The organism is Enterobacter sp. DNB-S2 (genome assembly GCF_019443845.1).
Lineage (GTDB): Bacteria > Pseudomonadota > Gammaproteobacteria > Enterobacterales > Enterobacteriaceae > Enterobacter > Enterobacter asburiae_B.
This window is the reverse complement of sequence record NZ_CP050520.1, coordinates 4,306,210-4,321,358: the sequence shown is the minus strand read 5'-3', so window position 1 is coordinate 4,321,358 and position 15,149 is coordinate 4,306,210. Positions and strand designations below refer to the sequence as shown.

At 63.1% G+C, this 15,149-nt stretch carries 4 protein-coding genes; all 4 read right to left on the bottom strand.

The window, feature by feature from the left end:
- Positions 1–23: 23 nt before the first annotated feature.
- The 4 genes from HB664_RS20800 to HB664_RS20785 all read right to left on the bottom strand — a co-directional run bounded on the left by HB664_RS20800 (position 24) and on the right by HB664_RS20785 (position 14,938).
- On the bottom strand, positions 24–1,193 hold the full coding sequence (locus HB664_RS20800; RefSeq protein ID WP_086374946.1) for an HlyD family efflux transporter periplasmic adaptor subunit: 1,170 nt from the start codon (positions 1,191–1,193) through the stop codon (positions 24–26).
- Positions 1,194–1,203: 10 nt separating this feature from the next.
- The gene (locus HB664_RS20795; RefSeq protein WP_219940153.1) at positions 1,204–3,402 is read right to left on the bottom strand and encodes a type I secretion system permease/ATPase; all 2,199 of its coding nucleotides are present in this window, start codon (positions 3,400–3,402) and stop codon (positions 1,204–1,206) included.
- Positions 3,399–4,802 carry a TolC family outer membrane protein gene (locus HB664_RS20790; RefSeq protein WP_219940152.1) on the bottom strand — a complete coding sequence of 468 codons (1,404 nt, stop codon included), beginning with the start codon at positions 4,800–4,802 and terminating at the stop codon, positions 3,399–3,401. Before HB664_RS20790 ends, HB664_RS20795 begins: the two co-directional genes overlap by 4 nt.
- Positions 4,803–4,882: 80 nt before the next feature.
- Positions 4,883–14,938 (bottom strand): BapA/Bap/LapF family large adhesin, encoded by a 10,056-nt coding sequence (locus tag HB664_RS20785; RefSeq protein WP_219940151.1) that lies wholly within the window; start codon positions 14,936–14,938, stop codon positions 4,883–4,885.
- Positions 14,939–15,149: the final 211 nt, after the last annotated feature.

The window sequence follows — 15,149 nt, the reverse complement described above, 5'->3', positions numbered from 1 at the left end:
CGGAGCCGCCACCCGGCGATTGACTATCGCTCCCTCAGCGCCTCTTTCGCCCGGTTAAACGGCTTGATCAGATAATCCAGCACCGTTTTCTCGCCGGTCTTAATGTCCACCGTCGCAATCATCCCCGGCACAATCGAGAAGTGCCTGCCCGCCTTATTCACCAGGTAATCCTGGCTGGTGCGGATAAACACCCGGTAATAGAACACCTCCGGCTTGGCCTCGTCCTGGATGGTGTCCGGAGAGATCGTTTCGACGACCCCGTGCAGGCCGCCGTAAATGGCGTAATCGTAGGCGGTGATTTTAACCAGCGCCTCCTGGTTCGGGTGGATAAAGGCGATATCGCGCGGCGACAGGCGGGTTTCGATCAGCAGGTGATCGTCCACCGGCACAATCTCCATCAGCTCGCCGTTGGGCGGGATCACGCCGCCGATGGTGGTGACCTTAATGTTTTTCACGATCCCGCGCACCGGGGATTTTACCGTCAGACGGGTGACGGAATCCTGGCGGCCTTTGAGGATCGCCGAAACCATATCCACCTCGGCGTTGGCCTTGGATAACGCCTCGCGCGCCTGAACGTAATACTGCGAGCGTACGTCGGTGAGCTTCAGCTCCAGATCGCTTTTCTGCCGCTGCAGGCGCAGTACCTCCACGTGGCTGGCGGCGCCGGTTTTGACCAGCCGCTGGGTGATGGCCAGCTCCTTGTTGGCGAGATCTAACGCGGCGCGCAGCTCCCGTTGGGTATCCTCCAGCTGCGCGCGGCGGGAGTTGTAGAGGCGCGTTTCGTCAGCAATCAGATCCGGCCACTTTGCCAGCGAAGGGGGGAACTTCAGCGGGAGATCGTTCACCTCGGCGTACAGGCGGGCGCTGGAGGCCAGTGAGGCCCGGTAGCGCGCCGCGCTTTCGCCGACGTTCGATTCGGAACGCGTTGGATCGAGCCGCGCCAGCACCTGCCCGGCCTGCACCTGATCGCCCTCGTGGACGTTCAGCTCGGTGAGGATCCCGCCGTCGAGAGACTGTAAGACCTGCTCGCGCGAGCTGGGGATCACTTTACCCGAGCCGGTTGATACCTCATCCAGCACGCCAAACCACGCCCAGACGCCCAGCACCACAAACATCAGCAGCGAGAAGATCACGATCCGACGCGCGCCGGTATAGCCGCTTTCGGAGTCGAGGGCGTTATCCAGATCGTCCATTGCCGCCACGTCACGCTGACTGATTTTCATTTTTCCACTCCCGTCCGGTTGCTGCCTGCTGCTGTTGCTGCTGCATACGGCTGTTGTTCAGCGCCTGGGCTTTTGGCGCATCCATCACCAGCATCCCCTCTTTTAACACCACGACGCGCTCCACCAGTTCCAGCACCGGTACGCGATGCGTGGCGACAATCAGGGTGCGATGCCCGAGCCAGTCGCCCAGACGCTGGATGAATTCCCGCTCGGTGTGCTCGTCCAGCGAGGCGGTGGGTTCATCCATCAGCACAATATTCGGATCGCGCAGCAGCATTCGCGCCAGCAGAATCGACTGGCGTTGCCCGCCGGATAATCCCACGCCGTTTTCCGTGATCGGGTAGTCCAGCCCCTTGGGCAGCTTCTGCACGAAGCCTGCCGCGCCGGTCAGCTCCAGCGCCTCGAAAATCTCTTCGTCGGTGGCGCGCGGCATGCCGAGGGTGATGTTTTCGCGCAGGGTGCCGTAAAACAGACGGGCGTTCTGGGTCATAAAGCCGACGTTGCGCCGGACGTCGGCGACGTCGAGATGCGGCAGGCTGAAGTTATCAAGCCGCAGCTCGCCGGCCGCCAGATCCATCCCGCCCGCCATGGCCTGCAGCAGGGTCGATTTGCCCGCGCCGTTGCGCCCAAGGATCGCCACTTTTTCTCCCGGCATGATCTCCAGCCGGTTAATGCGCAGCGCCATGCGCGGATCGTCCGGCTGATAGCGGAACTGCGCCTGCTCGAAGAGGTAATGACCGCGCAGCACGTCCTGGCGGATCGGCGTCTCCTCGCGCTGATTTTCGGTGGGAAGCTGCATGATGCTGTCCAGCCCTTCTTTTGCCGCTTTGACCTGCTGCCAGCGCGCCAGCACGCCGCACAGCGTCGCCATCGGGGCGATCATGCGGGAGGCCAGCATCGACGCGGCGACCACCGAACCGGTGGTCAGGGTGCCGTCGATCACCATCGGGGCGCCGACCACAATCACCCCGGCGTAGACCAGGCTCTGAATGGTCATCCCCCAGCTAATCAGGTTCTGCGTCAGCTCGCGGGTGCGCAGGCCGGATTCTGCGGTGATCTGGATATAGCTGTTCCACTGCTGCAAAAAGCGGTTTTCCGCCTGCATCAGCTTGATGTCCTCCAGCCCCTGCACGCTCTCCACCAGCACCGCGTTGCGCAGGGTCGATTCATGAGCCGACTGCTTTGCCAGCTCCGCCAGCTTCTTCTGCAGCAGCAGGCCGGGCAGGACCATGATCACCGCCGCGACCGGGGCGATCCACGCCAGCTGCGGGGCGATGATCGCCAGCACCACCACGAACAGGAGAAAGAACGGCAGGTCGACAATGGTCGAAATGGTGGACGAGGTGACCATCTCACGGATCTGCTCCAGCTCGCGCAGCTGAGAGATAAAGCTGCCGGTGGAGCGGGGGATCGCGCTGTTGCGCAGCCGCAGCGCGTGGCCGAAGACGCGATCCGAAACGCGCATGTCCGAGCGCTTGCCGAGCAGATCCATAATGTGCCCGCGCGCCACGCGCAGCACAAAGCCAAACAGGGTGGCAATCAGCACCCCGATGGTCAGGACGTAAAGCGTCGGGTAGGACTGCGCGGGGATCACCCGGTCATAGACCTGCATGGAAAAGACGATCCCGGAGAGCGACAGCACGTTGATAAAGAGGGCGGCCAGCATGACCCAGCTGTAGGGGCGCAGGTCGCGCATCACCAGCCGGTAGAGCCAGTCCGGACGGTATTTTGAGATATAGGCATCCACGCGGCTGTCCTTCAGCGCGGCGAGTGGACGCAGGGCAATGACGTGGCGGATAGCGGGCAGCATCGCCGTCATCGACAGCCGGTTGGTGTAGGTCTCATCGTCGAAAAAGCTGACCTCCAGCGTATCGTCCCCGTCGAAATGCTCGATCACGCCGATCCTGCCGTCATTCATCGCCACCACCACCGGCAGACGCCAGCTGTTGATCGCCTGCCGATCGTCGGTAAGGAGCTGAAACGACAGCCCCGCTTCGCGGGCCAGCTGGGTGAGGGCGGGCACCATCGGTTTGCCTTTCAGCCACGGTGCGCCTGCGATCAGCGCGCCGGGCGAGCAGGCCACGCGGTAGCGCGTGGCGACAAAGCCAAAGGCCTGCGCCCATTGCGCCAGCGCCTCATCCGTCATCGTTTCGCCCTGCGGGATTTCGCGTTGCTTCATGGCTGGATCTCCACGGTCTGGATGGTGCGGTTATCAAGATCGAACGCGTGACGCAGCTGCCCGGTGTTATACAGGCAGTTGAGCTGCAGCTGGTGCAGCTGACCGAGGGTCTGCTGCTGGGTGAAGCGCGCCTGGTAGACCTCCTGCTCGGCGTTGAGCACGTCGAGGAGCGGGCGCGAGCCGAGATCGAGATACTGCTGCTGGTACAGTTCGCGGGTGCGGGCGCTGAGGGCTTCCTGGCGACCCTGGATTTGCAGCGTGCTTTGCAGGCTCATCACCTGGCTGCGGGCTTCCAGCAGTTTCTGGCGGACATCAAGGCGCGTGCGCTGAACGGTGGACTGCGCCGCCTCCACCGCGTGTCCGGCAGCGTTACGCCGGGCGGTGAGGCCGCCGCCCTGGTAGAGCGGCATCTGCACTTTCACCCATGCGGAATACTGGGTGCGATCCCGGGTTTCGCTCCCCGCGTAGCGATCGTTCATATAGTGACGCACCTCCGGCTCCAGCGAGACGGTTGGCGTCATCTGCGCGTCGGCGTAGTCGAGGTTAGCCTGGGCGACGTTAGCCTGCGCCCAGGCGGCAAGCACCGCGGGCACCAGACGGTCATCCGGCTCGGCGATGTCGCAGCTCCGGCCCAGCTTTTGCGGAAAGTCATTGCTGATGGCGTTCAGGCTGTTCCAGCCGAGAAAGCTCATCAGCGTGGCGCGGGCGCTGTCCAGGCTGGCCTGGTACTGCATCAGCTGGGCGCGCGCGCCTTCGATACGGGCATCGGTCTGCACCACGTCAGAGAGCGACGTGGCCCCTTCGTCGTTACGCTGGCGGGTCAGCGTGCCAATCGAGGAGAGAGCGTCGAGCTGTTCTTTAGCGGTGTCGACCATCTGCTGCAAGGTTTGCACCTGCACCATGGCGATGGCGGTATCGTGGGCAATAGTGTCGATACTCACCAGCACGTTGGCCTGCTGCTGGGCAACGCCCGCGCTCTCGGCCCGCACCTGGCTGTCCACTTTGCCAAAGTCGTAGAGCATTTGTGACAGAGAAAGCACCAGCGACGGCGTAAAGCCGTTCTGGTCGCCGTCATGGGAATAACCGTTGTCCACGCCGGCATTAATCTGCGGATAGTATTTTGATTTAGCGACGTCCACCTCTTCGCTCTGCTGGTAGAGTTTCCCCACGGCTTCGCTGATGGCCGGGTGCCAGGTGACGGCGCGGTTGACGGCATCGCCAAGCTGCAGCGAACCGGGGGCGGCTTTGCCAGCCGCAGGTGCGACGCGGCCATTGAGCGAGGGGAGTTCCTGCGTTTCGCGAAGCTGTCCGGTATTGATGATTGCCGCCGGGTTCGCGCAAAGAGCGGGCACAGATATCAGGCAGCACGAGAGCCACCAGTGAGGCATCTTCATTCCCATGTCATGTCCCTATTAAAAAAATACGGCTTTATTATTTATGCCCGGGCGCTGTGCGCCCGGGTCATCTCTTGCAGGTGCTATCAGGTAATGATGTGTTGCTGGTTAACAAGCTCGTCGTAGGTGGTCTGAACGCCATCAAGCGTAACGAGCGTGGTATTAGTGTAGGTGCCTCCCGCACCGTCACGGTCGATGGAGATCACGGTATTGCCATTACTATTAGTGACATGGAGATAATTCCCCAGCGTCGCGGCGCTACCGTTCCAGCCCACCAGCAGATCGCCGATGTCGATTTTGTCCCCCTGCGCCAGCGAGAAGCCGGTCCAGTGATCGCCCGCGGTGCTGCTGACGTTACCCGCCGTGGCATTCCCCACGGTACTGTTCAGCACCTGGTAAATCAGCGTATCGCCGTAGGCCGTACCGGTGATGGCGTCGTTATGTTCCGAACTGATGAACTGCGGCGCCATATTGATGGTCAGCGTGGCGCTGTCCGTTCTCCCGGTGGAGTCGGTCAGGGTGTAGTTGAAGGTCTCCTTCGACGTCATGGATGAGAGCGATACCCCGCTGTTGAGGGTATAGGTGTAATGGCCGTCAGCGCCGATCGCCAGGACGCCGTAATGGCCGGTGATGTTCACCGTTGCGCTGCCGGTATACGGATCCAGCGTGGTGGTCACGCCGTTGTACCCGGTTACGCTCAGACGGGTATCCACCGAGTGGAGCTGATCCAGCACGCCGCCAGAATCGGTGCCGTCAAAGATATTGCCGTTGACGGTGTGGCTGCCGGTGACGTCGAAATCACTCAGCGAGTAGGTGGTGCCGTTCACGCTTGGCGTAATGGTGATGTTCCCCACGCTCAGCCCCGGTACGCTACCGGTAAAGTTCAGCGTATAGGTCCCGGCGTTCAGATCCAGCCCGGTGAGCGGGATGTCGATACTGCCGCCCAGCAGCGAGCCGCCGCTGAAGGAGCCGCTGCGTATCACGCCCGAGCCGTCGCTGATGGACCAGTTTACCGTCAGCCCGCCCAGCGCCAGCAGCGAGGCCACGTTAAAGTGGAGCGACACGTTGTGCAGCGCGGTGTTCGCGTCGACCACGAAGGTTCCGCTGCCGGAGCCCTGGGTTGACGAGAGCAGGGCCGTCGTCCAGCTGGCGGTGCCCACGGTCGTATCCGAGTATGCCGACGTGTGGTGCACCGAGGTGAGGTCCATCGTGGCGCTGACATCGTTCACCGCATCCATCGCCCGGGGGGTTGGGGTGATGTTGAGCGATGCCGTATCCTTCGAGCCGTCAGGCGCGGTAACGGTGTAGACGAAGGTATCCGGCGTGCTGATATGGTCCGCTCCCACGCCGCTTCTCAGGGTGTAGGTGTACTGTCCGGACGAATTGATGGTCAGCGTGCCGTATCCCCCCTGAATGGTGGTGGTTCCACTGCTGTTGACCGCCACGCCGTTCACTTCGGTGACCAACGTGCCTGGAGGAACTGGGTCATTCGCCAGCACGTCGCCCGTGGTGGTTTCGCTGATGCTCGCCACGCTGTAGACATGATCCTGCAGGACGCTCAGCGTGTAGCCCGTCAGGACGGCGATCCCCGATGCGGTATTGAGTAAGAACAGGTACTCCCCGGCCGGCAGATTCAGCGTAAGCTGGGATGACGAGCCCCCCAACAGCGGAGCGCGCAGCCAGCCCGACTCGACGCGAACCTGCTCGAAGGTCTGGGTGGCGTTGTTGAACTTATAGACGTACAGATCGAATACCGACGCCAGCGCCACGCCGCCCACGGAGGCCTGGATGGTCATGGTGCGGGTCGTGCCTTCCTCCACGTTGTAGATAATCGGGTTGGTCATGTCGTCCAGCAGGTTAAGCCCCAGCGTGCTGCCGAGATTAATGCCCACCAGGGTAAAACCGTTCTGAGACGAGGCGCCGTTATTAATCTCGCTCACGGTGGTGTCAAAGGTCAGCGAGGCCGTATCGTCCACCGCCACAATGCCGTTGATTACCGTACCGGCACCCAGAGACAACACCAGCTGCGCCGACGCGCTGACGCCGTTATGGGTGATGGTGTAGGTGAAGTTCTCCGTCCGGCCAACGACCGCGGCGCTGGTGTCGGTCAGGTTGTAGGTGTAGCTGCCGTCGCGGTTGATGGTCAGCGTACCGTATTTGCCCTGGATCACCGTGCCGTCGGCGTTCACGCTGGTGGTGACGCCCTGGGCGTTAGTGACTGCGGAAACGGTGGTTCCGGCCGGCGCGTTGTCGCTGCCGGCTGTCGGGTCCGTATCGAGGATCACGTTGCCGTTGAGGCTGGTATCGCCCGTGACCGTACCCGGACCGGTCTCTTTCACCGCCACGTCGAGGCTGGTGTAGGAGCCGGTCGCCAGCAGGTTGGTGTTGTAGCTGAGCACGCGATAGTTGCCGTCGGCCAGCCCGGTTAGGTTCAGCGATACGCCGGTTGCGCCGAGGGTAAGGAGATCGGCAAACTGCGGTTGGCCGGTATCCACCACGGTGGTCCAGGCGCCGTTGACGTAATGCTGAACCACCAGCTCAAGGGTGTTGAGCAGAGAGAGAACCGCGCCCGTGGCGTTGGCGTTCACCACGATATCCGCACTGCCGCCGCTGCCCACCGTGAAGTTGACCTGGGCCGTATCATTGCCCAGCAGCGTCAGGACGTTGCCGACGGCGCCGACCAGCAGGAAGCCGTAATCGCTGTACTGGCTGTTGGTCACGGTTGCCGTGGTGCTGAGGTTCAGCTCTTCGACGTTATTGCTGGCGGAGAGCGGCACCACCGGCGCAAGAGCGGAGCCCGGCAGCGAGGTGTTGCCCGCGGCGTCGGTGGCGGTGATCTGCAGCGTCTGGCCTTCGGTCTGTTTGTTAATGAAGGTGTAGGTGTAGGTGCCGTTGCTGCCCGCAATGGCGGTCACCGTCGAGCCGTCCGCAAGGCGGATCGCGACGGTGCTGCCTGCTTCCGCAGTCCCGGTCAGGACGCTACCGTCGGCGTTGAAGGTCCCGGTCGGCGCCGTTGGGGCAGTCGTATCGACGATAATCGTCGTTACGGCTGACGCCACGCTGGTGTTGCCCGCCGCATCGGTGGCCGTGGCGGTGAAGTTATGCGTGCCTTGCGCCAGCGTGGTGGTTTGCGGCAGGGTCCAGTTGCCGCTGCCGTCGGCGGTCACCGTGCCCACCAGCGTGATGCCATCGTAGATCCGCACCGTGGCATTCGCTTCGGCGGTTCCGCTCAGCGTTGGGCGCGTGTCGTTGGTCGGATTCGTACCGGTCACCGGGCCGGTAACGCTGCCGACGTCATCAATCACTGAAATGATGGTCGGCGCGCCCGGCGCGAGGGTATCGACGTTAATCACGTACCCGGCGGTCGGCGCGCTGGCGTTGCCCACCGCATCGGTGGCGGTAAAGGTCAAATTGTGCGGACCGTTGCCCAGCGCCGGGGATGGCGTAAAGCTCCACGCCCCGCCGGTCGCCGTCACGCTGCCGATTTGTACGCCGTTATCGAAGATTTTCACCGTCGACCCGGCTTCCGCCGTACCGCTGAGGGTTGGCTGCGCGTCGTTGGTGAACCCGCCGTTCGCCACCGGCGTCGCCGCATTGCCCACGTCATCCAGAATGCTGGTCAGCACCGGCAGCGCAGGCGGCGTGGTGTCGACGGTGAGGCTAAAGCTGGTGGACGACACGCTGGTGTTGCCTGCCGCATCCGTCGCCTGCGCGGTGAAGCTGTGTGTGCCCGCAGTCAGCGTGGTGTTGAGCAAGATACTCCAGCTTCCGTTGCCATCCGCGGTGCCCGTTCCGACAAGGGTAGTTCCCTCATAGATCTTCACGGTGGCAAACGGTTCGCTGGTTCCGACAAGGCGCGGAACGGTATCGTCTGTTGTTTGCCCGGACGTAAGCGGGCCGGTGATGGTGCCCACGTCGTCTATCGCCTGGCTGATAACCGGCGCGTTCGGTGCGGTGGTATCCACAATCAGGGTAAAGTCCGGCGAGTTCAGGCTGACGTTGCCCGCTGCATCGGTGACCGTGGCGGTCCAGGTATGGCTGCCGTTGGTCAGCGGCGTTGACGGCGTAAAGCTCCATGCGCCGGTACCGTCCGCCTGAACGGTGCCGACCGGCTGCCCGTTCTCATACACGGTGACCGTGGCGTTGGCGGTCGCGGTGCCGTTGAGCGTCGGCGTGGTGTCGTCGGTGCTCTGCCCGGAAGAGAGCGAAGTTTGAATGCTGCCCGCGTTGTCACCCGCGGTCGAAATGACCGGCGCCGACGGCACGCCCGTATCCACCGTCAGGTTAAACGGTGTCGTCGTGCTGCCGGTATTGCCAGCCACGTCGGTGGCATTGAAGGTGATGGCGTGTGGACCTTCGCCCAGATCGGTACCCGGGGTGAAGGTCCAGCTGCCCTGGGCATTCACCACCGCAGTGCCAATTTCGTTGCCATCAACGATCACGTGCACGGTAGAACCCACCTCGCCCGTACCGTTGAAGGTTGGGCGCGCGTCGTTGGTGCTGTTACCCGACGTGAGCGCCCCGGTGACCGGACCGACGTCGTCAATCACGCTGGTCACCACCGGTACGCCGGGGGCTGCGGTATCAATGGTAAAGGTGAAGACTGATGAGTTAGCCGAGGCGTTGCCTGCGGTATCCGTTGCATACGCGCGCAGGGAGTAGCTGCCGTCGCCCAGCGGCGCGGTCGGCGTAAAGGACCAGTTCCCGCTGCCGTCAACGATCGTCGTGCCAATCTGCGTGCCGTTATTCATGATGTGAATCGTGCTGCCCGCCTGCCCGGTGCCGCTGATGGTCGGGGTGCTGTCGTTGGTCACCTGGCCGCTGGTGAGGTTACCCTGGACGCCGCCAGGGACGTTGTCGCTCACATTATCCAGCGTCGGAACCGTCGGTGCCGTCAGGTCAACCACCACGCTCCAGGGAGCTGAGACCGCGCTGACGTTGCCCAGCGGATCGGTCGCCCGGACGGTGAAGCTGTGCGAGCCTTCGCCGAGCGCGGTGTCAGGGGTAAACGTCCATGTACCATTGTTATCAGCCGTCACCACGGCAATCTGGGTGCCGCCGTCGAAAATGGTCACCACGCTGTTTGCGTCCGCTGTCCCCGAAAGGGTTGGCGTGGCATCGTTCGTCTCGGTGCCGCTGACCACCGTGGTGGCGGCGTTACCGACGTTATCCGTGACGTTGGTGATGACCGGCGTGGCGGAAACGGAGTCCACCACGACGGTGAAGCCCGCCGAAGGACCGCTCTGATTCCCCGCCGGATCGGTCTCGCGGATGGTCAGGATATGGTTGCCTTCAGTCAGGACGGGCGTGGTGTAGCTCCAGGTGCCCGTATTGCCGACCTCCGCGGTCCCCAGCAGCACGCCGTTGTTGTAGATGGAGATGGTATCGCCGACCGCGCCGGTGCCGGTGAGGGTCGGCTGGTTGTCGTTGGTGGTCTGGCCGCTGGTCAGCGGTCCGGTGCCCGGACCGACGTCGTCAATCACCGCGCCGATAGCTGGCGTGCCCGGTGCGGTGAGGTCGACGGTGACGCTGGCCGCCGGAGAGCGGCCGCTGGTCTGGCCGTTGAGGGTCGCCGTCACCTCAAAGGTGTGCAGCCCTTCGCCAAGTGCGGCTGGCGTATAGCTCCAGTTGCCGCTGCCGTCGGCGGTCACCGTCGTCAATGGCGTCGCGCTACCGTCCTGATAGATGGTAATCAGGCTGCCCGCTTCGGCCGTACCGGTAAGCGTTGGCGTGGTGTCGTTGGTAGTTTTGCCTTTCACATCGCCGGTGACCGGATCCGCGTCATCGACAATCGCCGTGATGACGGGCACCTGCGGCAGGTCGAGCGGTGAATCGACGACGACAAAAGGCACGCCCGCGCTGGCATTCCCTGCGGCATCCGTAGCGGTCACGGTCAGCGTGGTCGGATCCAGCTGCGCCGGGCTCAGCGCAATGGAGAAGTTGCCGTCGCTGCCGACAACGCCGGTACCAATGACCGTGGAACCGTTTGTCACGGTAATGATGCTTCCCACTTCACCGGTACCGGTCAGCGGTGTTCCTTCATCAGCCAGCAGCATGTTGCCCGGATCTGCCGGGGCGACGGTGTCTACCGTCACGCTCAGCGGCGCTGAACTGCCTGAGAGATTACCCGCGGGGTCGCGGGAAGAGACGGTGAAGGTATGCGGGCCATCCAACAGCGTCGTGTCGGCAGTCCAGCTCCAGGTGCCGCCCGGCTGGACCGTCACCAGCACCGTAGATGGCGTGCCGTCTACGGAAACGATAACGGTGGTACCGGGTTCACCGGTCCCGGTAAGGGTTGGCGTGCCGTCCTTCGTGTAGAGCACATTATTAGACAGCTGGCTGTCAGCTACGGCGCTAATGACGGGGATCTCAGGCGCAACGGTATCGAGGGTAACGGTAAAGACCGAACTCGGCGCGCTGACGTTGCCCGCTGCGTCCACGCCCGCCACGGTAATGTTGAGCGGACCGTCCGTTTGCGTTGGAAGCGTCAGGTTCCATTCCCCGTTAGCCACCACGACACGGCCCACTTCGACGCCGTTGTTGTAGACGATCACCGTCTCACCGTTGACGCCGGTTCCGCCCACGGTCGGTGTGGTATCCGTGATGTAGCCACCGTTAGGCTCACCGCCCACAGCACTAATCACCGGCGTATCCGGCGCCAGGGTATCCACGATGATGGTAATCGCTGGAGAAGGGTCAGAGACGTTGCCCGCTTCATCGGTGGCGGTGGCGGTATAGGCGTGGCTGCCCTCGGCAATGTCGCTGCCAGGGCGCCAGCTCCAGTTGCCGCTGCTGTCTACCGTGACGGTGCCCACGACGGTCGATATGCCGTTGACGGTGTCAGTGATGTTGATGACGTCGTTCGGCGTGCCGGTGCCGCTCAGGACCGGGCGCGGATCGTTGGTGGTTCCGCCATCGGGTACGGGGCCGGTGATCTGGGTGACGCTGTCGGTGACGGTCGGTGCCGCAGGCGTAGCCGGCGCTTCGGTATCAATGGTGATGGTTACCGGCTGCGACGGGGCGCTTTCGTTGCCCGTGCCGTCCACGTTGATGACGGTCAGGGTGATGTCATAGGTACCGCCGGACAGTGGGGGTGATGGCGTCCACGACCAGCTGCCGGTACTGTCCACGACAGCGTCGCCGATTTTGGCGCCGTTGTTGTAGATCGTCACGGTATCGCCCGCCGTGCCGGTACCGCTCAGGGTTGGCGTGGTGTCGCGGGTGGTTTCGCCCGGGTTTAGCGTTGTTGCTGTTCCGTCAGGATTGACGGTGATGGCCGGGACGTCCGGCGTGGCAGGCGCGACGGTATCTACCGTCAACACAAACGGGCTGGAGATGGTGGTATTGCCTGCGGCATCCGTGGCGTGAACCGTCAGCGAATGCGGGCCGTCGGTAAGCGGGGTAACGGGCGTAAAGCTCCAGCCCCCGCTGCCGTCGAGGGTGGCGGTACCGAGCAGGGTGGCGCCGTCATAGACGGTGATCGCCGCGTCAGCCGGGGCGGTGCCCTGCAGCAGCGGTGTGGTGTCATCCGTGGTATCGCCGCTGCTGAGCGTGCCCTGAACGCCGCCGACGTCATCGGTCACGGTGGCGATGGTGGCTGCCGCTGGCGGCGTGGTATCGACGGTCAGGGTAAAGCCGCCTGACGGCTGGCTGGTGTTACCCGCCGCATCGGTGGCAACAACGGTAAAGGTATGAGGCCCGCTGCCAAGAGGCGTCGTGAGGGTATAGGTCCACGTGCCGTTGTCGTCGACCAGGACCGTGAAAAGATCGGTGCCATCCAGGCGGATGGTGACGCTTGAGCCAGGTTCAGCCGTGCCGTTAAGCGTCGGCTTGGTGTCGTTGGTGCTGTCGTTGGGGTTGAGCGCGCCGAGGCGCTCCGGCACATCATCCAGCACCTGGGTAATGACCGGGGCGGCAGGCGCGACGCTGTCAATCGTCAGAGTCCAGGTGTTGGAGACGCCGCTGGTGTTACCTGCCGCATCGGTCGCGACGGCGGTCAGGGCGTGGGGGCCCTCGGCGATAGGCGAGGAAGGCGTAAAGATCCATACGCCAAGACCATTGGCGACGGTCGTACCAATAGCAACACCGTCCACGCGCACGGTGACCGTCGCGTTTGCTTCGGCGGTACCGCTGAGCGTCGGGGTGGCGTCGTTAGTGGTCTCATTAATGTCGAGCGAGCCGGTGCGACCGGGAACATCGTCCACAACTTGTGAAATCACCGGGGCGCCAGGTGCCGTGCCGTCGACGTTAATTGTCCACGGGTCTGATAACCCGCTCGGATTACCGGCGGGATCCGTCGCCTTCGCGGTCAGCACCCAGGTGCCATCGGTCAGCGGTGCGGGCGGCGTAAAGCTCCACAGGCCGGAGGAGGGAACAACCGTCGTACCGAGGACATCGCTGCCGTTATAAATCGTGATGGTCGAGCCCGCTTCGCCCGTCCCGTTCACGGTCGGGGCCCGGTCGTTGGTGAGGCCGTTCTGGCCCACGGGGCCGGTGGTGGCCTGCAGGTCATCAATCACCGACACGATAATTGGCGTCTGCGGTGGGGTAATATCCGGTGACGCCGCGGAGGTTGCGGGCCCCGTGTTGCCCGCCGTGTCGGTGGCGTCGGCGGTCAGGATTTCGCCGTTGAGCTTCGGCGGGGTCAGCGTCAGGCTAAAGTTCCCTTCGCTGTCGGCGACAACAGTGCCAAGGGTGACATTACCTTCACGGATGGTCACCGTGCTGCCAGCTTCCGCGATGCCGCTGATGGTGCCGCCATCATTCGAAACCTCGAGATTACCCGGGGCAGACGGCGGCGTGGTGTCCACGGTGAAGATGACGGGCTCTGAGGTCGCGCTCAGGTTTCCGGCGGCATCGGTTTCAGTGACGGTTATGGAGTGTGTCCCGTCCGGGAGCGGGCCGTTCGGCGTGACGCTCCAGGTGCCGTTGGGCAACACCGTCGTTGTGCCAACCACCACGCCGTTATCGTAGATGGTGATGGTTCCGCCGGGCTCGCCGGTTCCCGCGAGGATGGGCAGTGAAGCATCGGTTGGCGCGACAGACGTGATGGTTCCCTTGATAAGGCCCGTATCGTCGGTCAACACAATCGCGCTCGGCGCGTCCGGCGGAGTAAGATCCACTGTAAGGGTAAACACCGGCGACGCTGGCCCGGTGTTGCCGGCGGCGTCGGTTGCCCGCACGGTAATCTGGTGAGTGCTTTCGCTCAGATCAACCGACGGGGTAAAGGTCCAGGTGCCGTTGCTGGCGACGACCGCCGTACCAATGGCGACCCCGCCGTCATAAATCGTCACGGTCGAGCCCGCTTCGCCGGTGCCGGTAAGCTGCGGGCGCTGATCGTTGGTGCTGCCGCCGTTGCTGACTGCTCCCGTCTGCGGGGCGACATCGTCCGTTACGCTGGTGATTGCTGGCGCATCGGGCGCGGTGGTGTCCGGCGCGTTGAGCGTTGTGCCCGGGCTGGTATTCCCGGCGTTATCCGTCGCGGTGGCGGTCACCTGCTCGCCGTTAGTCAACGGTGTGCCGAGAGAGACGGTAAAGCTGCCGTCGCTGCCCGTTTTTCCTGTGCCAATGACGTTGCCGTTCGCGTCTTTCAGCGTGATGGTACTGCCGGGTTCTGCGGTACCGGTGACGGTTTTGCCATCTGAAGAGAACTTAAGGCCGGAAGGCGCGTTCGGCGCTGTCGTATCCGCATTGGCCGAATTGTTACTGCCGCCACTATCACCGCCGCCGGTGCTTGCCGCCGCCGCGATGCCGCCCGCTGCGGCAATTCCGCCCAGTGCCCATGGCCAGATGGCTGCACCACCGGCGTCGCTCCCGGAGGCCGCAAGCAGCACGTCCGTGGACGCGATAGATTCGTACGTGGCGGCTCCGGTCGGATCTTCAATCCACCATAATGCGCCGTTGCTGTCCTGCAGTACCAGCTGGCTCACGCCCTGCGCGTCCGTGACGTAGAAGTTTTTAAGGGTGATCACCTCGCCGGAGTGCAGCGTAACCAGCAGATCGTTACCGTTTCGCGCGAAGTGGGAGACGCTCGCTCGCTCGACATTAAGCTCAACGATAGAGGAATGGCTCAGGGTAACCTGTGTGCCTTCCGTGGTCGTTTCCACGCCAGTAAGTTTCGATATAACAGAGATTTGGCTCATTTAGGCATTACTCCAGCAGATGTGTCATGAACGGCGAGCAAGACGAGCCATCTCTGCAGAAGGTAAAGGGCGCCCCCGGCGCAGTCGCTGTTATTACGCAGCACTGACCGTTGTTTTTAGCGCGCACGATGCCCGCCAGAATTCAGAGTGGCAACATCAGAGCGAATCTAATGACTTATAAAAGTGAACAATTTTTATGGGTGTTTTGTAT

Excerpts from the sequence above, each read along its gene's own strand:
- HB664_RS20800 (WP_086374946.1), bottom strand. The coding sequence starts at position 1,193 with ATGGACGATCTGGATAACGCCCTCGACTCCGAAAGCGGCTATACCGGC.
- HB664_RS20795 (WP_219940153.1), bottom strand. The coding sequence starts at position 3,402 with ATGAAGCAACGCGAAATCCCGCAGGGCGAAACGATGACGGATGAGGCG.
- HB664_RS20785 (WP_219940151.1), bottom strand. The coding sequence starts at position 14,938 with ATGAGCCAAATCTCTGTTATATCGAAACTTACTGGCGTGGAAACGACC.
- HB664_RS20790 (WP_219940152.1), bottom strand. The coding sequence starts at position 4,802 with ATGGGAATGAAGATGCCTCACTGGTGGCTCTCGTGCTGCCTGATATCT.